Source organism: Bradyrhizobium erythrophlei (genome assembly GCF_900142985.1).
GTDB lineage: Bacteria > Pseudomonadota > Alphaproteobacteria > Rhizobiales > Xanthobacteraceae > Bradyrhizobium > Bradyrhizobium erythrophlei_B.
Genome location: NZ_LT670849.1, coordinates 2,025,020 through 2,045,792, shown reverse-complemented (window position 1 = coordinate 2,045,792; position 20,773 = coordinate 2,025,020). Strand labels below are relative to the sequence as shown.

Sequence of the window (20,773 nt, the reverse complement as noted above, 5' to 3'; positions counted from 1 at the left end):
TTGAGCCGTGGATTGTTCAGAATTCCGCGGGCATGGACATGCCAGCTCCCAATACGCAGATCGAAAGCACGCCCAAGTCGCCAGAAATTGGTGCGGAGGAGAATATGGTGGCACGCGCTCCTTCCGCACGCACTCCTTCCATCATCGTCGGCGTCGTTGTGGCTGCCGTCGCCGCGCTATCGGTTTTCTATCTGTTGCGGCCGGAACCGCTGCTGGTGCAGGGCGAGGCCGATGCAACCCGGCTGGACATCGCCGCGCGTGTCGATGGACGGGTCAAGGACATACCTGTCGAACGGGGCCAGAACGTCCCTGCAAATGCCGTGCTCGTCGGCATCGACAATCCGGAAACTGTCGCCAAGCTCGCGCAAATGAAGGCAGCGATGGCCGTAGCGCAAGCGCAGCTTGCCAACGTCCTCGTCGGAACGCGGGTGGAGACCATTGCCGCGCGGAAGGCGGAGCTGGAGCGCGCACAAGCAGCCCTGGTGCTGGCGCAGAAGACCTTCGAGCGAACCCGTATTTTGACCGAGCAGGGCAATTCGCCGCAATCCCGTCTCGACCAGATGACGGATTCCTTGCACGAAAACGAAAGGGCCGTCGATCAGGCCAATTCAGCCTACGAGCAGGCGGTCAACGGCTACACAAAGGAAGAAAGGGCGATCGCCAAGGCCAATGTCGAAAAGGCCGATGCCGACGTCCAGAGCGTCCAGTCAATTATCGATCAACTGGTCGTCTATGCTCCGGTCGCCTCGCAGATTTACCAGCGCAATGTGGAGCCCGGCGAATATGTGTCTCCGGGCGTGCCGCTGATAACCTTGATCGATCTGGCCGACGTCTGGATCCATTTCGACCTGCGTGAGGATTTGCTGAAGACCATCAAGGTCGGCGATCGATTCAACGTGCGCATTCCGGCTCTCGATGACCGCAGCATCCCGGTCGAGGTCAAGCTGATTGCGACCAAGGGCGAATATGCGAGTTGGCGCGCCACGCGCGCCACGGGTGACTTCGACTTGCGGACATTCTCAATCCGCGCCTACCCGGTTCAGCCGGTGCCGGACCTGAGGCCGGGGATGAGCGCCTATCTCGACTGGCGTTCCAGGCAATGAGGCCGGTGGCGCAGCCGGGATTTTTTCTGGTCGCACGGCGCGAATGCCAATGGTTGTTTCACGACCGGGTGGCGCTCCTTTTGATCTTCGCCGTGCCGCTGTTTGCGTTCGTGGTTCTCACGACCGTGTTCAGCCACCCCGTCATCCGCGGGCTTGGCGTAAGCGTTGTCGACGAGGATCGATCGGATACCTCGCGTGCCCTGGTGGAATACGTTGCGGCGTCGCCGAGCCTGCATATCGTCGACCGTTCCGGAACCCTGACGACGGCCGCACAGGATATTCGCTCCGGCAAGGCGATCTCGGCAATCTATATTCCGCCGGATTTCGAGAGCGACTTGAAAGCCGAGCGCCGCCCGCAGGTCATAGGTTTCTACAACCAGCAGTTCCTCACGGCGGCCGGCATTGCATCTTCAGGGCTCAGCGACACGCTTTCCGCAGCCGCCTCGGCCGTAGCTCCCGCGCATGCCGCCGCTCCCGCAGCCGTCTCGGTCGGAACGCTGACCGGCGAGACCATCGCGCTTGTCAATCCGCAGAAAAACTACGCGCAGTTCCTGCTGCGCGCATTGCTGCCGACGATCATTCACGTGGTGATCACTCTGGCCGCGGGTTATTCCGTCGGCTCCGAATTCCGTCGCCGCGACGCGCGGGCCTGGCTCGAAAGCGCCGGTGGCGATCCGGTCGTCGCGCTGGTCGGCAAGCTCGCACCGCTGTTTGCGATCTTCTTCCTGATCATGCTGGCCGAAGCGCTCTTCCTCGAGGGCGTGTTGAAGATCCCCTTCAGGGGGGACCTGCCGTTGTTGGTGGTTGCGGCCTCCCTGTTGATTGTCGCCCACCTGTCGCTTGGGGCCTTGCTACAGCTTCTGGCCGGCGATCTGGCATCGGGACTTGGGCTTGCGGGTCTCTTCGTCTCTCCTGCATTCGGTTACGCCGGCGTCGGCTTTCCAACCGTCGGCATGAACGCGTTTGCGCAAGCCTGGAGCGCGATTCTGCCGTTGCGCTGGTACATGGCCGTCTTGCTTGGACAGGCCGCGCGGGGATTGCCGGTCTCGGAATCCGCCGTTCCTTTCGCGGCGCTCGCGGGCTTGGCGGTGCTCTTTGCCAGTCTCGCCTTGCTGCGGATGGCAAGCCTCACGCGCAAAGGCCGCTTTGAAACAGCGCCGCCTCCCGAGCAGGCTGAGGCCAGCGGAATATCGCGAGGCATCGGCGGCTCTTTCAACGCGGAGTGGCGGCGTGTTCTCGGAACAAAGAGCGCCTTCACCTTGCTGATCTTGGCTCCTCTGATTTATGGCATTTATTACCCGCAACCTTACCTGAACCAGATCCTCCGCAAACTTCCGATCGCCGTCGTCGACAACGATCTGAGCGATATGAGCCGGCAGATCGTCGAGACGCTGGATGCGAGCGGAGCATTGAGCGTCGTGGTTCGCGCCCACACACTCGCCGAGGCGCGCACCGCTATCGATCGTGGAGAGGTTTTTGCCGCCGTCGAAATTCCGCCCGACATCGAACGCGACGTGCTCAAGGGTATTACCGCCCATATCCCGATTCACGCGGATGCCACCTACCTTTTCATATTCCGCTCGACTGCAAGCGGTGTGGTCGCCGCCGTCGGTGCATTGACGTCCGAGCTTGTTTCGAGAGGCGCGCGCTCCGATGGAAGTCTTGTCCAGGCGAAATTGGCGAACTTGAGCCCGGCTGACGTTCTGCTCCAGCCGATCTTCAATCCGGTGGGCGGCTATGCGAGCTACGTCGTTCCGGCGGCATTTATGCTGATCCTGCAGCAAACACTGCTGATTGGGGCTGCGATGTTGACCGGTAGCGCGCTGGCAAAAGCCGACGGCGCGTTTGCCGGCGTGTTAGGCCGCGGCGTCGCCCACCTGACGATCTACCTCCCGGCGCTCGCGCTTTATCTCATCGTGCTGCCGCGCATCTACGGCTTTTCGACGCTCGGCCATCTTCCGCAACTCTTCGCGCTCGGAATGGTCTTTTTGCTGGCGACGAGCTTCATGGGGCAGGCGATTGGAGCCTGGTTCAAGCAGCCGGAAAACGCCACCATTCTTCTGCTTGCAACCAGCCTGCCACAGTTCTTTACCGCGGGCTTCGCATGGCCGCGCGAAGCAATCCCCGAGGCGGCCACGGCGCTCGGTCGGATGTTTCCAGCGGACTCTGCGATCGATGGCCTCGTGCGCATCAACCAACTGGGCGCCAGCATCTGGGAGGTTGCGCATGACTGGTTCGCACTTTGGTGCCTGACATTGGCCTATTTCGCGATCGCCGTAATCTCGGCGTTCGCCGTCAAGCGAGGACAGGCAAATGCCCAAGGCTAAACCTGCCGTCATCGCCGCGATTGCGCTCGTGCTTGCCGCCGGCGTCCTGATCTATTCCTCGCGTCGTCCCGAATCGCCAGCCGCGATCGTCGGCGTCGTGCGGGCCACCGAAGTGAGGGTCGAGCCGGAGGTGAACGGCCAACTCGTGTCGATTGTGGTCGGGAAGGGCACGCATGTGCACGCGGGTGATATTCTGGCGAGACTGTCCGCGGTGGAGTTGACCGCGCAAGCCGACCAGGCGCGTGCCGCGCTCGGGTCGGCAACCGCGAACCGCAACAACGTCTATGTCGGTGTCCGTCGCGAGCAGGTTGACTCGCTGAAAGCCCAGATAGCCAAGGCAAGCGCTCGCCTCGAATATGTGCAGGCACAGCTGACAAGGACCAGTACGCTGGCGCGTCAGAGCTTCGAGTCCCAGCAGGCGCTTGATCAGGCCGAAAGCGACGCCGCAAGCGCGCGTGCCGATGTTGCTGAGGCCCAGGCGAATTATGATGCGGCCGTGGCGGGCCCGACGCGGGAGGAGCGCGCGATCGCCGACGCACAAGTGCAGGCCGCAGCCGCGTCAGTGGCCGTGCTTGAGCGCCGTCTTGAAAAGATGATTCTGCGCGCTCCAACTGACGGTATGATCAGCGTCGTCGCCGCAGAGGTGGGCGAGAACGTTCGTGCGGGTCAACCGGTTCTGATGGTCGAAGCGGCGGGCAAGCAATGGCTGTCGTTCAATGTACGCGAGGACCATCTCGACGGTCTCACGGTAGGAAAAACCGTGGACGTGATGCGAAATGGCGCGGGTGGGGCGGTCAAGAGTGCCGTCACCGGACTGCGGCCGCTCGGAACCTTTGCCACCTGGCAGGCTGAGCGGGTGATCGGAGATCATGACCGCAATACGTTGCGAATGCGCCTCGACCCGCTGGCGCAACCGGCAGACCTCGAACCCGGCATGACTGTTTGGGTTGAGCGATAGCGACAGAGGCTCGCGCTCGCCTCGTCAACACTGCCGACGAAGCTCGATAGAGCACAGCGATTAAAGCCACGACAGTATCGTTCAAGATGACGGTGAGCATCCGCGACATAGTCCGTGGACGAGTTCTGGCTGAACCAGTGTTCAAAGCAGCTTTAGATGGTAGCCCCATGAAATCTTCCCAAACGATTGTCGCGACGGCTGCAATTCCCCGGCTTTTCGTTCTCGAGCTGAACGCCGACAAAATTCACGTCATGAATACCGATGGCTCCGATCACAGAACGATTGTGACGGGGTGTCATCTTCCGGACGGCATCGTCGTCGATGTCGACGCCGGTCATATCTACTGGACCAACATGGGCGTTCCAAACCTGGACGACGGGTCCATCGAGCGCGCCAATCTCGACGGCAGGAACCGCAAGGTCATTGTGCCAGTCGGAAACACTCATACTCCGAAACAGATCATTCTCGAGAAAGCGAGCGGCAAGCTCTATTGGTGTGACCGCGAGGGCATGCGTGTCATGCGCTGCAATCTTGACGGCTCACGGATCGAAACACTGATTGAAGCGGGACGGGGCGACGCCGATCGCCGGGATCCGACCAAGTGGTGCGTCGGGCTGACCATCGATCCGAAGCTCGGACGGATCTATTGGACCCAGAAGGGCCCCGACAATGCCGGCCTCGGCCGCATCTTCAGCGCAAACATCGAAATTCCCAAGGGACAGAGCGCGACAAATCGCTCGGATATCGAAGTCTTCTTCGATCGCTTGCCCGAGCCGATCGACCTCGAGCTCGACCTCAAGAATCGCATTCTGTACTGGACCGATCGAGGTGACCCGCCGCGCGGCAACACCGTGAACAGGGCATCGATCGACAACAAACCTCTCGAGCCAGAGATCGTGGTGAACCATCTCATGGAAGGGATCGGAATTGCGCTCGATGTACCGGGCAACCGCATGTTCGTGACCGATTTCGCCGGCTCGGTTTACTCCGCGCGGCTCGATGGATCCGGAGAGCGCAATTTCCTCTATGGCCAGGGCAACCTCACCGGCATCGCATACGCCGAAATCCCGAAGGAGAGCTGATATGTCGCAAAACAAGCCCATTCGCCGGATTGCCATTATTGGTACAGGCGTCATCGGCGCGAGCTGGACCTCGCTGTTTCTCACCAAGGGACTGCAGGTCGTCGCGACCGACGTTGCGCCGAACGCGGAAGCCAGCTTAAGGAGTTTTGTGGAGGCGGCCTGGCCGGCGCTCAAGCGATTGGGCCTCTCGCCCGGAGCCTCGCAGTCGAACCTGAAGTTCACGGCTGCGCTCGCGCAAGCGGTCGACGGCGTCGATCTCGTCCAGGAGAACGGCCCCGAGCGCATCGAGTTCAAGCAGAAACTCTATGGACAGCTGGACGAGTTGCTGGCGCCCGACGTGATCATCGCGTCGAGCTCGTCGGGGCTCACCATGAGCGAAATCCAGAAGGGCGCAGCAAGCCATCCCGAACGCTGCGTCATCGCCCATCCGTTCAATCCGCCGCACTTGATCCCGCTGACCGAAATCGTCGGCGGGGCGAAAACATCGGAAGCGACCATAAAGCGCGCCGAGGAGTTTTACACCTCGATCGGACAACGGACGGTGCGCCTCAACAAGGAAATGCCCGGCCATGTCGCGAACCGTCTACAGGCGGCACTGGCCCGCGAGGTTTACTACCTCGTCTCCGAGGGTGTGGTGAGCGCCGCCGACGTCGACACAGCGCTGTGCTGGGGCCCGGGCCTTCGGTGGGGCGTCATGGGCAATCTGATGCTCAACCATCTTGGCGGCGGCCCGGGCGGCATCGAGCACTTCTTCCAGCAGTTCACCGGCCCGATGACCGCCTGGTGGAAGACCCTTGGCTCGCCGGTGCTGACGCCGGAAGTGCAAAAGAAGCTCGTCGACAGCGTTCACGCCGAGGCGGGATCGCGTTCGATCGGCGAACTCGCGGCGGAGCGCGACGAGGTCCTGCTCGGCCTGATCGAGCTGCGCAAAAAGGCCGCCGGGTCGAGCCAGACGAAATCGACGGCCGCCTAGGGGCGAGCCGCCGCCGGCAATATCGATCAAACCTGCAACTTATTCCGGCTCTCGAGCCGCAGCATCAGGAGTTCCGAATGCCCACCGCGTCAGCAGCAAGCAAGGTCGCCGGCTCGAAACCACTACCGCCGCCAAATAGCGACTTCTACGAGGTCTACGAGACCTTGAGCGCCGACGAACTCGCGACGGTGAAGCGGGTGCGCGCGTTCATGGAAACCAAGGTCGCGCCTGTCATCACAGACTTTTGGGTGAAGGACGCTTTTCCCTTCGAGTTGCTGCCGGCGATCAAGGAGTTGGGCGTCGGTGGGCTTGCAATGCAGGGCTACGGCTGCGCTGGTGGAAGCCTGGCATTGTTGGGCTTTGTTCAGATGGAGCTCGCACGCGTCGACCCGTCGATCGCGACCTTCATTGGCGTGCATGTCGGCCTGGCGATGGGCTCCATCTACATCGACGGATCGGAAGAGCAGAAGCAGAAATGGCTGCCGCAGATGGCACGCTTCGAGAAGATCGGCTGTTTCGGCCTGACCGAACCGCTGGTGGGTTCAGGTGCCAGCGGTGGCCTGCTGACCACGGCGAAGCGCGAGGGCGACACCTGGACCCTCAATGGCGAGAAGCGCTGGATTGGCAATGCGCCGTGGTGCGACGTTTCAATTATCTGGGCGCGCGATATCGCCGACAACCAGGTCAAGGGCTTCATCGTCGAAAACAAGTCCACGCCCGGCTTCAGTGTCGAGAAGATCGAGAACAAGATTGCGCTTAAGGTGGTCCAGAACGGCCACATCACGCTCAAGGATGTTCGGGTGCCGGAAACGAACCGCCTCCAAAGCGGCAATTCGTTCCGCGACACCGCGAAGGTGCTGAAGATGACGCGCTACGCCGTGGCGTGGATGGCGACTGGATGCGCGATGGGTGCTTACGAGGCCGCGCTGAAGTATAGCCAGGAGCGCTTGCAGTTTGGCAAGCCGATCGCGTCGTTCCAGCTAGTCCAGGACCTTCTCGCAAAAATGATCGCCAATATCACGGCTTCGCAGTGCCTGATCGTGCGCCAGGCGCAGCTGCATGCCGAAGGCAAGCTGACGGACGCCCATGCGGCGCTTGCCAAGGCGTTCGCTACGGCCAAATGCCGCGAGACGGTTGCCTGGGCCCGCGAGTTGATGGGCGGCAACGGGATCGTTGCCGACTACAAGGCGGCCCGCTTTTTCGCGGATTGTGAAGCGCTCTATTCCTACGAAGGCACGTATCAGATGCAGAATCTGATCATCGGCAAGGCTGTCACCGGCATCGGCGCCTTCGCGTGACATCTCGGCGGCCGGCGTTCCGACGCCGGCTGCCCCCCAAAGCCCAGGAGATATGACCATGGCTTCCGGAGCCGCATCATTTACGCCTTCACCGGCAACCGTGCCGGATTCGTCACCCAGAGCGGCATTGGCACTTGCGAACGTCCTGTACGAGAAAAAGGGGTCGATCGCCTATGTGACGGTCAATCGGCCCAAGGTGCTCAACGCGCTCAATACGCCGACGTGGACCGATTTGCATGCCGCATTCGAGGAAGCAAAGGCCGACGCCTCCGTACGCGGTGTCATTCTGACCGGCGCGGGCGACAAAGCGTTCATTGCCGGCGCCGATATCGGCGAACTCGCGGATGTCGACGCCTACGGTGCCGAGGAGTCCAGCCGGTTCGGGCAGGGCGTGCTCGATCTCGTCGAAAACCTCGGCAAGCCCGTCATCGCGGCAATCAATGGCTTTGCGCTTGGCGGAGGCTGCGAGACGGCAATGGCCTGCACGATGAGGATCGCGGCGGAACATGCCAAATTCGGACAGCCCGAAGTGAAACTCGGCCTGCTACCCGGCGGCGGCGGAACGCAACGTCTGCCGCGCCTGGTCGGCAAGGGTCGTGCGTTACAGCTGATCCTCACGGGTGAGACGATTTCCGCGCAGGAAGCCTATCGCATTGGTCTCGTCAATGAAGTCGTTCCTGCTGCCGACCTGATCGGTCATGCCGAGGCGATTCTGAAACAGATCATGGCCAACGCGCCGATCGCTGTGAAGTTTTCCCTGGAAGCGGCGAACAAGGGGCTGGAGACCAGCCAGAGCGAAGGCCTGGCATTGGAAGCGTCCTACTTCGGCATTTGCGCCGCCACCGAAGACAAGAAGGAAGGCACCTCTGCCTTCCTGGAGAAACGTGCACCGAAGTTCCGCGGCCGGTGAAAAAGCCTGCGCGCGGCGACTTGGAAAGGACAGCTATGGCAAGCGACAATATTTTTTCCGGATTGAAAGTGGTGGATCTGGCGAGCTTCATCGCCGGCCCCAGCGCGGCGGTGATCCTGTCGGACTTTGGCGCCGACGTCATCAAGGTGGAGCCGCCGAGCGGCGAATTGTGGCGGCACGCCAACCACCTGCCACCGCAGCCGGTCGCGGAAGATGCCTATCCCTGGCATCTCGCTAATCGCAACAAGCGAGGTATGGCGCTCGATCTGAAGTCTCCAAGCGCACAGCAGGTTCTCGAAAAGCTCGTCAAATGGGCCGATGTCCTTGTCGTCAACACGCCGCATCCGGCCCGTGCGCGGCTGAAGCTCGAATACGAAGACGTCGTGAAATGGAATCCGCGCTTGATCTATGCGGACATCTCGGGTTTCGGCGACAAGGGTCCTGACGCTAATCTTCCCGGCTTTGATATCACGTCGTACTGGGCACGCAGCGGATTGTTGTCGATGACGCGCGACGCAGGTGCGCCGCCGACCTGGCCGGTGGCCGGCAGCGGCGATAATGCCACCGCCGTCGGGCTTTATTCGGCGATCGTCACCGCTCTGTATCGTCGCGAGCGCACCGGGGAGGGGGCGCATGTGACGACCTCGCTTCTTGCCGAAGGCGTATGGTCGGCCAGCGTCTCGATCCAGGCCGCGCTATGCGACGCGAAATTCTTCGGGCTGCACGATCGCAAGAACCCGGCGAATGCTGCGATGAATGTCTATCGGGCCAAGGATGAAACCTGGTTCGTTCTCATCGTCACGCCCGACAAGCTCGCAGCCGTCGCCAAGGCCATCGGCCGCCCGGACCTTCTGACCGATCCGCGTTTTTCGGATCCGGCGAAGCTGACGGCGAATATGCCGCAGCTCACGGCGATCCTCGACGAGATCTTCTGCGCCGAGCCAATGGCACATTGGTACGAGGTGTTCAACGGCGTTCACGTGACGTTCGGCGCGGTGCGCGGGCCGCAAGAGGTGGTCGACGACCCGCAGCTCAGGGCGAACGACATCATCGTCCCGCTCGAGGACGCCGGCGGCAAGCTGACCTCCACCATCAGCAGCCCGCTTCAGGTGCACGGCGTCACCAAAGTGGCGGCAAAGCGCGCCCCGAAAATTGGAGAACATAACGATGAGGTTCTCCGGCAGCTCGGCTTCAGCGCGGCCGAAATCGACGGCTTGCGTGCGAGCGGAGCGGTTCCGAAAGCAAAGGAACACGCAGCCTAGCGTGGCGCCATAGTCGGGGGCGGCCGACCCGCCCCCTGGCGCGCAGCGAAACTCATCAAGGACCAGGGCTCGGACAATGGAAGAGATTATTACCGAACACTCAGGAAGCATCCTGCGCGTCGAGTTGAACCGCCCGGCCAAGCGCAACGCGATGACGTCCGCAATGTACCTGTCTCTCGCAAGCATCTTCAACGAGGCGGCGAACGACGAGAACACGCGTGTCGTTCTCTGGCACGGCGCAGGAGACTCGTTCTGCGCCGGTAATGACATCGAGGATTTTCTCAGAAATCCTCCGGGGCCGGGCGAATCGCCACAGGCAGGCCTGATGAACGCATTGGTCAACTTCGACAAGCCGCTGGTCGCTGCGGTCCAAGGCGCCGCGATCGGTGGCGGCACCACCATGCTCACCCATTGCGACTTCATCTATGCCGGCGAAAGCACGAAATTCCAGATGCCTTTCATCAATCTTGCTGTCGTACCGGAATTCGGATCGAGCTGCTCCGTGCCGTCGCGGATTGGCCATCTCCGCGCGGCCGAGCTGCTTCTGCTGGGAACTTCCTTTGATGCGAGGCGCGCCGCGGATCTGGGACTGGTAACCGAAGTCGCGCCCGACAAGGACGTCCTGGCGAAAGCCACCGAAACGGCTCGCAAATTAGCCGCGAAGCCGGCAGCGGCGCTGCAAGCCAGCAAAAGACTCATGAAGCAGCCATTTCGTGAGCAGATCGAGGCGGCGATGAAGGCTGAGAACGAAGAGTTCAGCGTGCAAGTACGTTCCGAGGACGCAAAAGAAGCGCTGACGGCCTTCCTGGAAAAGCGCAAGCCGGACTTCACGAAGCGCGGTAAATCTCCAGCGAGTGCATAGGGACGAACGTCTATCCCGCGCGAGCTCGAAACGTCCTTGAGGCCAGCGCATCTCATGGCTTGCGGAAACCCTGTGTTATCGATGGAGAAGCCGGACAACGGCGAGCAACGCGACCTTGAAGCAGTTGCGAGAGTCCTTCGCGGATTGCTTTTCGCTGCGGGATTATTGTTGGGGCTGGCATTTGCCGTGGCCTGTTACGCCGAGATGCTCGGTGTCGTTCAGTTCGGGTAGATCTGCGCATCGTGTTGTAGTCGGCAGTTGCCGCAGACGATGGACCAGCGAGCCTTGCTGTTCTATCCCGCGGGCGGAGGCCCTTCAGAAATCAGCCGTGAGCTCCGTTGCCCCGAAAGATAAGACCAGAACCATTGCGTCTGAACGCGGAACCGGTTCTGAAGCTGCGGCAGTGCCAGCACGTGTAGCGCGGCCCAGATCAGCCAGGTCACAAAGCCGCTGCTGCGCAAATGGCCGGCCTCGAGAATCGCGAAGTTCTTGCCAACCACCGCCATGTTGCCTTTGTTGCGGTAGCGGAACGGTCGACCATCCTTGCGTCCTCTGACTCGGTTTGCGATGACCTGTCCGATAAATCGGCCCTGTTGGATGGCGGCCTGCGCCACGCCAGGGACGGGGTGGCCATCCTGCGTTATCGCGGCGGCATCTCCGACGACAAAAACGTCGGGCGCCTCAGCGATGTTCATGAAAGGCCCAACGACCGCGCGCCCGGCGCGGTCTGTCGTGGTCCCCAGCATTTTTACGACAGGCGAGGCGCTGACGCCGGCTGTCCAAAGCACGGTGGCGCTGGGAATGCGGGCGCCGGCAGCGATGACGCCCTGCTCGTCAACCTTCTCGACCTTTACGCCGGTCGAAACCTCAACACCGAGCTTCGCCAGCCGTCCGGCCGCTTTTCGCGATAGCGATTCTGCAAATGTCGGAAGCACACGAGCGCCGCCGTCCAGCAACACAATCCGACTCTTGGCAGGATCGATCTTGCGAAAGTTCCTGCGCAACGTCACCGTCGCCAATTGAGCGATCGAAGCAGCAAGCTCGACGCCGGTCGGGCCGGCGCCCACCAAAACGAAAGTCATTTGGCGGGCGCGTTCTTTCTCGTCGTCAGTCGATTCGGCCATTTCGAATGCGTTCAGGATCTTGGTTCGGATCGTCTCGGCGTCGTTGAGACTCTTGAGGCCTGGCGCAAACCGCGCGAACTCGTCATGACCGAAATAGCTCGGACGCATCCCGGCGGCGATCACCAGGAAGTCGTATTCGAGTTTGCGATTGCCGACTCCCGGGCAGGCGACTTCGACGGTGCGAGCGCCGTTATTTATATTCTTAACTTCCGCGAGCAACACGCTGAGGTTTTTCTGTTTCGCCTCGAGCTGACGGATTGGCGCCGCGATCTCGGCGGGCGACAAAACAGCAGTGGCGACCTGATACAGGAGCGGTTGAAAGATATGGTGATTACGCCGGTCAACCAGCACGACGTCGACATCGGCTCGTTTGAGTGCGCGTGCTGCCGCGATGCCGGCGAAGCCGCCGCCGACAATTAGAACCCGCTTCTTCAGGGGCACCGCATTTGCGACGGTTGGGTTTTCTCGAGGAAGGCTATTCGTAAGGACTGTGCTCACCGATCCACTCCGCCTGAGGGCGTTTACGATCACCCGCCGCTGCCGCATGACAGCCTACGGCGACGGGCCACGGTGTTCTTGAATGGCGTTGCGGTGGATGGAACGTTCGTGCCGTGTTCGCACGTGCGCAAGCAGGACGTGCCGCGGCCTGCTCCGACCGTCGTTTGCGGCCGACGGTTTTCTAGCAGGAATCACCCAAGCCGAGCAGCCGCGTTCAAGCGTTTCGCAAGCCAAGGGGGCACTACGACAAGTGCGCGCCGACGGACCGTCCGGCGCGCGCACGGTTGGTACTTTCTGGATGAAGCCGGAGCATCGCGATGGACGCCAAAACCGCTGATAACCAGCTGATCGAAAAGCCCACCGATCTCGCCTCGGGCTCTTCGGTCGCGCTTGGCTGGCGCATCTTTGAATTTCTGGCGTTGGCGAAGCCTCGCATCATGTCGCTTGCCGTCTTCACCGCGATCGTAGGAATGAGCCTCGCCCCGGATCGACTTGATCCGTTCGCCGCTCTTGCCGCAGTTCTTGCCATTGCCGCGGGAGCCGCTGCGGCCGGCGCACTCAACATGTGGTACGACGCGGATATCGATGCGGTCATGAGCCGTACCGCGATGCGGCCGATTCCTCGCGGCCGGGTGTCCCCTTTCGAGGCGCTTGTCTTTGGGCTCGCACTCGGCGCTTTCGCGGTGACCGTCCTGGGTCTGGCGAGCAACCTCGTGGCAGCCGCGTTGCTGGCTGGCACGATCTTCTTCTACATCGTCGTGTACACGGCGTGGCTGAAGCGAACGACGCGCCAGAATATCGTTATTGGCGGCGCCGCGGGAGCGCTGCCGCCCGTGATCGGATGGGCTGCTGCGACCGGACACGTCGGGCCCGAGTCGCTGACGCTGTTTCTCATTATCTTCCTTTGGACGCCGCCTCACTTCTGGGCTCTCGCGCTCAACCGCGCCGATGATTATGCGCGTGCGGGCGTACCGATGTTGCCGGTCGTCGCAGGGCGCGCTGTAACGGCGCGTCAGATCCTGATCTATAGCGCTCTGATGGTTCTCGCCTCGGGGCTGCCTTGGGTACTGGGCTTCGTCGGTGCGACGTATGGCGCGATCGTCGCGGCTAGCGGCGCGGTTTTCCTTCTGCTTGCAGTTCGGATGAACAGAAGCGCCGGGGCCGATCGTCGGACGGCCCACAGGCTGTTCGTATTCTCCATTGTCTATTTGTTCGCGCTGTTTGCGGCCCTGCTGATCGACCATGGAAGTGGTTCGTCCTCGACGATGCGTTCGTCGCATGATGGCCGGACCGCTGCCGAAATTTCACCCGGCCTCGTTCGCAATGCGAGCAGTTTCATCAACTTCAGCGCGGGCGAGGTCTGACATGCGATATGTTTTGCTTGCCGTCGTCCTCACCGGCGCGGCGATACTGGGCGGCTGTAATGAAGGCGTGCTCGACCCGAAGGGGCCGATCGCCGCCGCCAACCGGCAAATCCTGCTCAACTCGCTTGGTATCATGCTGGCGATTGTGATCCCGGTGATCGTCGCGACACTTGGCGTTGCCTTCTGGTTTCGTGCATCGAACAATCGGGCGCGCTATCGGCCGGATTTCGAATATTCCGGCCGTCTCGAGATGCTCGTCTGGTCGATTCCGGCCATGACCGTGTTTCTGGTTGGCGGTGTCGCGTGGGTCGGTTCGCACGATGTGAGCCCTCGCAAACCGATAGCGTCCAGCGTGAAGGCGGTGCGGGTGCAGGTCGCCTCGCTCGACTGGAAATGGCTGTTCATCTATCCCGATCAGGGCATCGCGAGTGTCAACCGGCTGACCATTCCCGTCGGCACCCCGATCAGCTTGGAGCTGACCTCTTCGGGCGTGATGAACAGCTTCTTCGTGCCGCAACTTGGCAGCCAGATCTACACCATGGCCGGAATGGTCACCCGTCTTAACCTGCTGGGCGACGAAGCTGGAACATATCGCGGATTCTCCGCCCAGTTCAGCGGCGAAGGCTTCTCCGACATGCATTTCGACGCCGAAGTCGTGACGGGCGAGAAGTTCGCGCAGTGGATTGAGACGGCGCGCAGCGCTGGTCCGGAGCTCAACGCGACGACTTACGCAAGCCTGGCGAAGCCGACCGCCGCGGTGGAACCATTCACCTATCGCTCGGTCGCGCCCGGCCTGTTCGAAACCATCACTGTCGCCGAAATGCAGTCCGACGACGCAATGTGCCGCAGATATCCATCGTTCATGAGGGCCGAAAAATGAGTCTGCTTGGCAAGCTGGATTGGAGCGCGATTCCCTTCGACCAGCCGATCATCATGGGTGCGTCCGGCGGCATGGTCCTGGGCATCGGGGCTGTGCTGGCGTGGGTCGTGCTCAAGGGTTACGTGCCTTATCTTTGGCGCGAGTGGATCACCTCCGTCGACCATAAGCGCATCGGCGTCATGTACATCATACTGGCGCTGCTCATGCTGCTGCGCGGATTTGCCGATGCCATCATGATGCGAAGCCAGCAGGCGATCGCAGCAGGCGGCGCGCACGGCTACTTGCCGCCGGAGCATTTCGACCAGGTCTTCTCGGCGCATGGCACGATCTTGATCTTTTTCATGGCGATGCCGTTCGTGATCGGGATGATGAACTTCGTGGTGCCGTTGCAACTCGGCGTCCGCGACATGGCGTTTCCAACCTTGAACTCGGTTGCCCTCGGGCTGACCGCGTCGGGGATTCTCCTGACCAACATCTCGCTTGCGATCGGCGAGTTTTCGAAAGCCGGCTGGGTTGCCTATCCACCATTGAGCGAGTTGCAATACTCGCCTGGCGTCGGCGTCGACTACTATCTCTGGGCGCTTCAGATCTCAGGCGTCGGCACGCTGATGACCGGAATAAACTTCGTCGCGACCATCCTGAAAACGCGGGCGCCGGGAATGACCTATATGCGCATGCCCGTCTTTTGCTGGACTTCGCTCGCCGCAAATCTTCTCATCGTCGCAGCCTTCCCGGTCCTGACCGCGACCATGGCGATGCTGCTGCTCGATCGCTACCTCGGCTTCCATTTCTTCACGATCGACGGCCAGGGCAACGCGATGATGTACGTCAACCTGTTCTGGGTTTGGGGGCACCCGGAGGTTTACATCCTGGTGTTGCCCGCATTCGGTATCTTTTCCGAGGTTGTCTCGACCTTCTCGGGAAAGCCGCTGTTCGGCTATCGCTCCATGGTCGCCGCCACGATGGTGATCTGCGTGCTGTCGTTCGTTGTCTGGCTGCACCACTTTTTCACCATGGGCGCCAGCGCCAACGTCAACGGCTTCTTCGGGGTGATGACGATGATCATCGCGGTGCCCACGGGCGTCAAAGTCTTCAACTGGCTATTCACGATGTATGGCGGCCGCATCCGCTTCACCGTTCCGATCCTGTGGTCGATCGGCTTCATGGTCACGTTCGTGATCGGCGGCATGACAGGCGTGTTGATGGCCGTGCCTCCCGCCGACTTCGCTCTGCACAACAGCCTGTTCCTGATCGCGCATTTCCATAATGTCATCATCGGCGGCACGGTGTTCGGGCTGATGGCGGGTTACAATTACTGGTTTCCGAAGGCATTCGGCTTCAAGCTCGATGAGGGCTGGGGCAGGCTCTCGTTCTGGTGCTGGCTGATCGGCTTCTATATCGCCTTCATGCCGCTCTACGCGCTGGGCCTGATGGGCATGACCCGCCGCATGCAGCATTACGACGTTGCGACCTGGCAACCCTGGCTGGTGGTTGCCGCGATCGGCGTCGTCATCATCCTGGTGGGCATCGTCAGCCAGATCATCCAGCTTGTCGTCTCGATCCGCGACCGCGAGAAGCTGAGGGTTACCGCGGACCCATGGAACGGTCGGACGCTGGAATGGGCGGCCGCATCACCGCCGCCACCCTGGAATTTCGCCATCCAGCCGCAGGTCACGGGGATCGATGCATTTTGGCGAGCCAAGCAAGACCGTCGCGTACAGCAGGCCCCGTCAACGAAAGAGAAGATATTCGAGCCGATCGAGATACCGAAAAGCAGCGCAACCGGTTTCGTCACGGCGTTTTTCGCGGTCATATTCGGCTTTGCGATGATCTGGCACATCTGGTGGATGGCCGGCATAGGAATCATCGGCGCCTTCCTGACCATGCTCGCCTTCGCGTTTCGCGAAGAAGAGGAGATCGAAATTCCGGTGGAGCAGATTGCGCGGCTTGAGCTGGTCAACCCGTCGGAGATTTCGCTATGAGCACCATGGTCGTTGACGGCACGAGTTATCGGGAAGACACAAGCGTTCCCGCTTCCAAGCGGGTCGTCGTTGGTTACGGCTTCTGGATCTTCCTCCTGAGCGACATCGTGATGTTTTCGGCATTCTTTGCCGCCTACGCGGTGCTCGCACATGCGACCGCCGGTGGTCCGAGCGGGATGCAGCTCTTCAATCAGCGCAGCGTCGCGATCGAAACCGCCTGCCTTCTCGCCTCGAGCTACACATGCGGATTGATGCAGTTGGCCGTCACGGCGCGGCGATACGCCGCCACTTACGGGATGGCTATCCTGACGTTTGTGCTCGGTGCCATGTTCCTGGCGCTGGAGCTGCGCGAGTTTTCCGGCATGATCGCCCTCGGGGCAGGGCCGCAGCGCAGCGCGTTTCTCTCGTCGTTTTTTACGCTGGTGGGCTGTCATGGGCTGCATGTGACCGCCGGCCTGATCTGGCTGGCGGTCATGCTGGCGCAGGTCGCGATCAGAGGTCTTTACGACGCAACGGTCGAGCGTCGCCTGCTCTGCTTCTCACTGTTCTGGCATGCCCTCGATATCGTCTGGGTATGGCTGTTCACAGTGGTTTATCTGAAGGGGATTCTTTCATGAGCGACACGTATTACGATTACGATCGCGCGCCCGGCGACGCATCGGCGCTTCCCGATATAGAACAGGGCAGGACGTCCGGCGTGCTCGTCTACACGATCGGATTCGGTCTTGCGGTCGTCCTCACGGCGATGTCGTTCTGGGTCGCCAACACATCGCTGCTTTGGGTGGGCGGCGTCACGATCGGCCTGACCGTCCTCGCGATTGCGCAAATGGGTATCCACCTGGTGTTTTTCCTGCACGTCACCTCGGGGCCCGACAACACCAACAACGTGATGGCGCTCGCATTCGGCGTGCTGATCGTCATCCTGGTCGTCGTCGGGTCGCTCTTGATCATGGCCGATCTGAACGACAGCATGATGCCGGGTCCGGAATTGATGAATCTGCACATGCAGCGTTGAGAATGCGCGACGCGACGGAATTCTCCCATTCTCTTCAAGCGGGATCCGGGTGGTTTTGACCTCTGATCTCGCTGGGCGACTTGTTGGTCCAGCGGCGAAATGCGCGGCGGAAGTTCGCGGCATCGCTGAAACCGAGAGCCAGCGCGATATCCTCGTTGGCGAGCCTTGTTGTGCGCAGGTATTTCAACGCGATCTGCATCCGAAGTTCATCCAGCAGGCCGCGGAAGGAAATTCCCTGCTCCTGCAGCTGACGCCGCAACGAGCGATCGCTCACTTCAAGCAGCTTCGCTATGGCGGCAAGCGTCGGAGGATTGGCGATGTCCCTGATCAAGAGCGCGCGAATTTCTCCAGCTACGCCAACGCGGGATTTGAGCTCCTGGAGCAGGTCGTCGCAAAGGGCCACGACCATGGGGTAGGTGGTCCTGTTGCCGAGATTCGCAGCCTGGTCCAGCCACCGTGATTGAAAGATGATCTGGTTGGTCCGGCCCGAGAAACTGATGTGACATCCGATCTCGTCCGCGGGCAAGCCGAAGTCGCGCGCTTCCGGATAGGCCAGATTGATCCGATCCGGGGCGAAGGCGGGGCCCATGACGTCGCGCATCAGCGAAATATGGATGCCGATCTGCATCTCGGTGACGAAGCGATAGAGTTGCGGATCGGTTACGGCCTCCGGATTGGGCTCAATGGACCAGCTCGCGAATCCCTCTTTCTCGGCGAATTTGATCGTTGCCAGCGGCGTTGCGAGCGCGTGGTACAGTTCGGCAAAGGCCATCGTCTTGCGAAAGTCGGGGCAGCAGAGAATAGCGAACCCGTACATGCCGTAAGCGGAGATGTGGATCGACGTACCGATGCGATAGGGCAGGTGCGGGTCGCTCGAGAGCCGAATGGCGTTCTTGCCAGCCGTCATCAAATCCGCGAGCGAAATTTTCGACTTCGAGGAGTGTACCTCGTCCGCGGTGAGGTTGACGTTTTTCAGGATTTCGCGGGGTTGGCAATCCTGGTCGATGAGAATGTCGAACAGCGCGGCAAGCTTGGTCGGTTCGTAGATGCGCTCACGCAACCCAACGATCGGCCTTTCCTTTGCGTTGTTCAAAATGGAGCGTGAAGCCTTTGCGGATGGCATGGAGTCGGGCAACTGAACCTACCTTTGGGCACCCACGGTTCAAAGCGTCGGTCACGTGTCGTTCGCACAGGATAGCAGCTTTTCTAATTCGCCCGTAGCTCGGCCGGTCGAGCTGCCGGCTCCCAAACGTGCAAAATGCAGCAGCTTTATCCAAGACGCCGACGCAGAGGACGGGCACGCTGTCCGGCTGGGACCCGCTCGTTGTCCGTTTCGGACCTTCACAAGCAGGAGCCTGCGCGCGACGCTTGCGCTGGTGTTGTGCAGTGCGAGCGGTAGCAGAACGGCAGACCAGACGATTCGCCCGTTAGAATGGCGGACACTGAGACGGCCGGAGGAAACAGGTCGAGGGAGACGCCGCGATGGTGGGGAGACTGATTCAGTCCGCCAAATCAGCTTATCAGTATCCACTGATCTTCAAGCAATTGTGGCACACGCCGCGTGTACAGGCGCCGGATCAGGAGATCGTTTATCGCGATCTAAAGCGCTTTACTTATCTCCAGATCAGGGAGCGGATTGGCCGTCTGGCGTCGGCCTTGAGCAAAGCGGGCGTCGCGCCCGGTGACACCGTGGGCGTCCTCGACTGGGACAGCCACCGGTTTCTCGAAGCGTTCTTTGCGATCCCGATGATGGGTGCCGTGTTGCAGACGGTGAATGTCCGTCTGTCACCCGAGCAGATTGCCTACACCATCGATCACGCCGGCGCTTCGACGCTTCTCGTCAACGATGAGTTTGTCGGATTGCTGGAGGGGATCAGGTCACGGCTGCCGAAAGTCAAGCGGCTGATCGTAATGTCGGACCGGCCTGTGCCGCAAACAGGAAGCCTGTCCTTTGTCAGCGAATATGAAACCTTGCTTGCAGCGGCTTCACCCGACTACGACTTCCCCGATTTCGACGAGAATACCCAGGCGACCACGTTCTACACCACGGGTACGACGGGCCAGCCCAAGGGGGTCTATTACAGCCACCGGCAACTGGTGTTGCATTCGATCTGCGGGTTGGCGCAGTTCGGCATGGCGGAACAGCAGGGACGCTTTTGCCGTGACGACGTCTACATGCCGATCACGCCGATGTTCCACGTCCATGCCTGGGGTTTCCCTTGGTCCGCGACGCTTGCCGGCGTCAAGCAGGTCTATCCGGGGCGCTACGAACCGGCGATGCTGGTCAAGCTGATCAAGAATGAGGGTGTCACCTTCACCCATGGTGTGCCGACCATCCTGCAAATGCTGCTCGACGCAGCGGCCTCGGCAAAAGCAGATCTGAAGGGCCTGAAGATGGTGATTGGCGGTTCGGCCTTGCCGAAGGCGCTGGCGAAGCGCGCGCTTGAGGCCGGCATCGATATTTTTGCTGGTTATGGAATGTCGGAGACCGGCCCGCTCGCGGCGGTGTCCCATGTTCGATCGAAGGACCTGACCGGAGATCCGGACGGCGAGGTCGAGTTCCGCGCCAAAGCCGGCATTGCCGGGCCGCTGGTAGACCTGCGCATTGTCGACCCCGACATGAAAAGCGTCCCGCATGACGGCAAGACGGCCGGCGAGATCGTGCTGCGGTCGCCCTGGCTTACCCAGGGTTACTTCAACAATCCCGAAGGCTCCGAGCAGCTTTGGGCCGGGGGTTACCTGCACACCAGCGATATCGCCACGGTCGACGCCAACGGCTACGTGCATATCACCGACCGCATCAAGGATGTAATCAAGACCGGCGGCGAATGGGTGTCGTCGCTACAGATCGAGGACCTGATCTCGCAATGTGCCGGCGTTGCCGAGGTGGCCGTGATCGGCGTCAAGGACGACAGATGGGGTGAGCGGCCGCTCGCACTCGTGGTCAAGCGAGCCGCCGATGCGAATGGCGTGAGCGACGCAGCCATCAAGAGCCACCTCAAGACCTTCGCCGACCAGGGGATCATCTCGAAATACGGGATCCCGGAAAAGATCCTGTTCATCGACAGCATTCCCAAGACAAGCGTCGGCAAGATCAACAAGAAGGAATTGCGCGAGCGATACGGCGACATGTAG

At 61.1% G+C, this 20,773-nt stretch carries 18 protein-coding genes; 16 read left to right on the top strand and 2 right to left on the bottom strand.

Going from position 1 to position 20,773, the window contains the following annotated elements:
• Positions 1-104: 104 nt before the first annotated feature.
• The 10 genes from BUA38_RS09585 to BUA38_RS36625 all read left to right on the top strand — a co-directional run bounded on the left by BUA38_RS09585 (position 105) and on the right by BUA38_RS36625 (position 11,006).
• Complete coding sequence (locus BUA38_RS09585; RefSeq protein ID WP_072825985.1) at positions 105-1,103, top strand: HlyD family secretion protein; 999 nt, start codon at positions 105-107, stop codon at positions 1,101-1,103.
• Complete coding sequence (locus BUA38_RS09580) at positions 1,100-3,430, top strand: ABC transporter permease (RefSeq protein WP_072817711.1); 2,331 nt, start codon at positions 1,100-1,102, stop codon at positions 3,428-3,430. The genes BUA38_RS09585 and BUA38_RS09580 overlap by 4 nt, the downstream gene beginning before the upstream one ends.
• A complete protein-coding gene (locus tag BUA38_RS09575; RefSeq protein WP_072817710.1) occupies positions 3,417-4,388 on the top strand; it encodes an HlyD family secretion protein in 972 nt (323 codons plus the stop codon). The genes BUA38_RS09580 and BUA38_RS09575 overlap by 14 nt, the downstream gene beginning before the upstream one ends.
• 167 nt (positions 4,389-4,555) lie before the next feature.
• Positions 4,556-5,470, top strand: a complete 915-nt coding sequence (locus BUA38_RS09570) for a 3-hydroxyacyl-CoA dehydrogenase (protein ID WP_072817709.1) — start codon at positions 4,556-4,558, stop codon at positions 5,468-5,470.
• Between the two features lies 1 nt (position 5,471).
• The gene (locus BUA38_RS09565; protein WP_072817708.1) at positions 5,472-6,443 is read left to right on the top strand and encodes a 3-hydroxyacyl-CoA dehydrogenase NAD-binding domain-containing protein; all 972 of its coding nucleotides are present in this window, start codon (positions 5,472-5,474) and stop codon (positions 6,441-6,443) included.
• Positions 6,444-6,520: 77 nt separating this feature from the next.
• Positions 6,521-7,741 carry an acyl-CoA dehydrogenase family protein gene (locus tag BUA38_RS09560; protein ID WP_072817707.1) on the top strand — a complete coding sequence of 407 codons (1,221 nt, stop codon included), beginning with the start codon at positions 6,521-6,523 and terminating at the stop codon, positions 7,739-7,741.
• Positions 7,742-7,799: 58 nt separating this feature from the next.
• Positions 7,800-8,651, top strand: a complete 852-nt coding sequence (locus tag BUA38_RS09555) for an enoyl-CoA hydratase-related protein (RefSeq protein WP_083587958.1) — start codon at positions 7,800-7,802, stop codon at positions 8,649-8,651.
• A gap of 35 nt (positions 8,652-8,686) precedes the next feature.
• The gene (locus BUA38_RS09550; protein WP_072817705.1) at positions 8,687-9,913 is read left to right on the top strand and encodes a CaiB/BaiF CoA transferase family protein; all 1,227 of its coding nucleotides are present in this window, start codon (positions 8,687-8,689) and stop codon (positions 9,911-9,913) included.
• A 76-nt stretch (positions 9,914-9,989) separates the two neighbouring features.
• On the top strand, positions 9,990-10,775 hold the full coding sequence (locus tag BUA38_RS09545) for an enoyl-CoA hydratase (protein ID WP_072817704.1): 786 nt from the start codon (positions 9,990-9,992) through the stop codon (positions 10,773-10,775).
• An 81-nt stretch (positions 10,776-10,856) separates the two neighbouring features.
• Entirely contained in the window at positions 10,857-11,006 is a 150-nt protein-coding gene (locus BUA38_RS36625; RefSeq protein ID WP_156898468.1) for a hypothetical protein, read from the top strand.
• 62 nt (positions 11,007-11,068) lie between these two features.
• Here the strand turns inward: BUA38_RS36625 and BUA38_RS09540 are convergent, their stop codons facing one another.
• Positions 11,069-12,445 carry an NAD(P)/FAD-dependent oxidoreductase gene (locus BUA38_RS09540; RefSeq protein ID WP_156898467.1) on the bottom strand — a complete coding sequence of 459 codons (1,377 nt, stop codon included), beginning with the start codon at positions 12,443-12,445 and terminating at the stop codon, positions 11,069-11,071.
• A 269-nt stretch (positions 12,446-12,714) separates the two neighbouring features.
• Here BUA38_RS09540 and BUA38_RS09535 point away from each other — a divergent pair, with 269 nt between their 5' ends.
• The 5 genes from BUA38_RS09535 to cyoD are packed head-to-tail and all read left to right on the top strand — an operon-like array spanning position 12,715 to position 17,638.
• Positions 12,715-13,761, top strand: a complete 1,047-nt coding sequence (locus tag BUA38_RS09535) for a heme o synthase (protein WP_072817703.1) — start codon at positions 12,715-12,717, stop codon at positions 13,759-13,761.
• A 1-nt stretch (position 13,762) separates the two neighbouring features.
• Positions 13,763-14,641 (top strand): ubiquinol oxidase subunit II, encoded by an 879-nt coding sequence (gene cyoA, locus BUA38_RS09530; RefSeq protein WP_156898466.1) that lies wholly within the window; start codon positions 13,763-13,765, stop codon positions 14,639-14,641.
• A 2-nt stretch (positions 14,642-14,643) separates the two neighbouring features.
• Positions 14,644-16,623, top strand: a complete 1,980-nt coding sequence (gene cyoB / locus BUA38_RS09525) for a cytochrome o ubiquinol oxidase subunit I (RefSeq protein WP_072825983.1) — start codon at positions 14,644-14,646, stop codon at positions 16,621-16,623.
• Complete coding sequence (locus BUA38_RS09520) at positions 16,620-17,240, top strand: cytochrome (ubi)quinol oxidase subunit III (RefSeq protein WP_072817701.1); 621 nt, start codon at positions 16,620-16,622, stop codon at positions 17,238-17,240. Before cyoB ends, BUA38_RS09520 begins: the two co-directional genes overlap by 4 nt.
• Positions 17,237-17,638: a cytochrome o ubiquinol oxidase subunit IV gene (cyoD, locus tag BUA38_RS09515; protein ID WP_072817700.1), complete on the top strand. Its 402-nt coding sequence runs from the start codon at positions 17,237-17,239 to the stop codon at positions 17,636-17,638. Before BUA38_RS09520 ends, cyoD begins: the two co-directional genes overlap by 4 nt.
• A 34-nt stretch (positions 17,639-17,672) precedes the next feature.
• Here the strand turns inward: cyoD and BUA38_RS09510 are convergent, their stop codons facing one another.
• On the bottom strand, positions 17,673-18,698 hold the full coding sequence (locus BUA38_RS09510) for an AraC family transcriptional regulator (protein WP_172806007.1): 1,026 nt from the start codon (positions 18,696-18,698) through the stop codon (positions 17,673-17,675).
• Between the two features lie 422 nt (positions 18,699-19,120).
• Between BUA38_RS09510 and BUA38_RS09505 the strand changes: the two genes are divergently transcribed.
• Complete coding sequence (locus BUA38_RS09505) at positions 19,121-20,773, top strand: fatty acid--CoA ligase (protein ID WP_072817698.1); 1,653 nt, start codon at positions 19,121-19,123, stop codon at positions 20,771-20,773.

What these genes read in the sequence shown, in the direction of transcription:
- BUA38_RS09545 (WP_072817704.1), top strand. Translation starts at nt 9,990, where the DNA reads ATGGAAGAGATTATTACCGAACACTCAGGAAGCATCCTGCGCGTCGAG.
- BUA38_RS09570 (WP_072817709.1), top strand. Translation starts at nt 4,556, where the DNA reads ATGAAATCTTCCCAAACGATTGTCGCGACGGCTGCAATTCCCCGGCTT.
- BUA38_RS09535 (WP_072817703.1), top strand. Translation starts at nt 12,715, where the DNA reads ATGGACGCCAAAACCGCTGATAACCAGCTGATCGAAAAGCCCACCGAT.
- BUA38_RS09520 (WP_072817701.1), top strand. Translation starts at nt 16,620, where the DNA reads ATGAGCACCATGGTCGTTGACGGCACGAGTTATCGGGAAGACACAAGC.
- BUA38_RS09585 (WP_072825985.1), top strand. Translation starts at nt 105, where the DNA reads ATGGTGGCACGCGCTCCTTCCGCACGCACTCCTTCCATCATCGTCGGC.
- BUA38_RS09505 (WP_072817698.1), top strand. Translation starts at nt 19,121, where the DNA reads ATGGTGGGGAGACTGATTCAGTCCGCCAAATCAGCTTATCAGTATCCA.
- BUA38_RS36625 (WP_156898468.1), top strand. Translation starts at nt 10,857, where the DNA reads ATGGAGAAGCCGGACAACGGCGAGCAACGCGACCTTGAAGCAGTTGCG.
- BUA38_RS09550 (WP_072817705.1), top strand. Translation starts at nt 8,687, where the DNA reads ATGGCAAGCGACAATATTTTTTCCGGATTGAAAGTGGTGGATCTGGCG.
- BUA38_RS09540 (WP_156898467.1), bottom strand. Translation starts at nt 12,445, where the DNA reads ATGCGGCAGCGGCGGGTGATCGTAAACGCCCTCAGGCGGAGTGGATCG.
- BUA38_RS09555 (WP_083587958.1), top strand. Translation starts at nt 7,800, where the DNA reads ATGGCTTCCGGAGCCGCATCATTTACGCCTTCACCGGCAACCGTGCCG.
- cyoA (WP_156898466.1), top strand. Translation starts at nt 13,763, where the DNA reads ATGCGATATGTTTTGCTTGCCGTCGTCCTCACCGGCGCGGCGATACTG.
- BUA38_RS09575 (WP_072817710.1), top strand. Translation starts at nt 3,417, where the DNA reads ATGCCCAAGGCTAAACCTGCCGTCATCGCCGCGATTGCGCTCGTGCTT.
- BUA38_RS09560 (WP_072817707.1), top strand. Translation starts at nt 6,521, where the DNA reads ATGCCCACCGCGTCAGCAGCAAGCAAGGTCGCCGGCTCGAAACCACTA.
- BUA38_RS09580 (WP_072817711.1), top strand. Translation starts at nt 1,100, where the DNA reads ATGAGGCCGGTGGCGCAGCCGGGATTTTTTCTGGTCGCACGGCGCGAA.
- BUA38_RS09565 (WP_072817708.1), top strand. Translation starts at nt 5,472, where the DNA reads ATGTCGCAAAACAAGCCCATTCGCCGGATTGCCATTATTGGTACAGGC.
- cyoD (WP_072817700.1), top strand. Translation starts at nt 17,237, where the DNA reads ATGAGCGACACGTATTACGATTACGATCGCGCGCCCGGCGACGCATCG.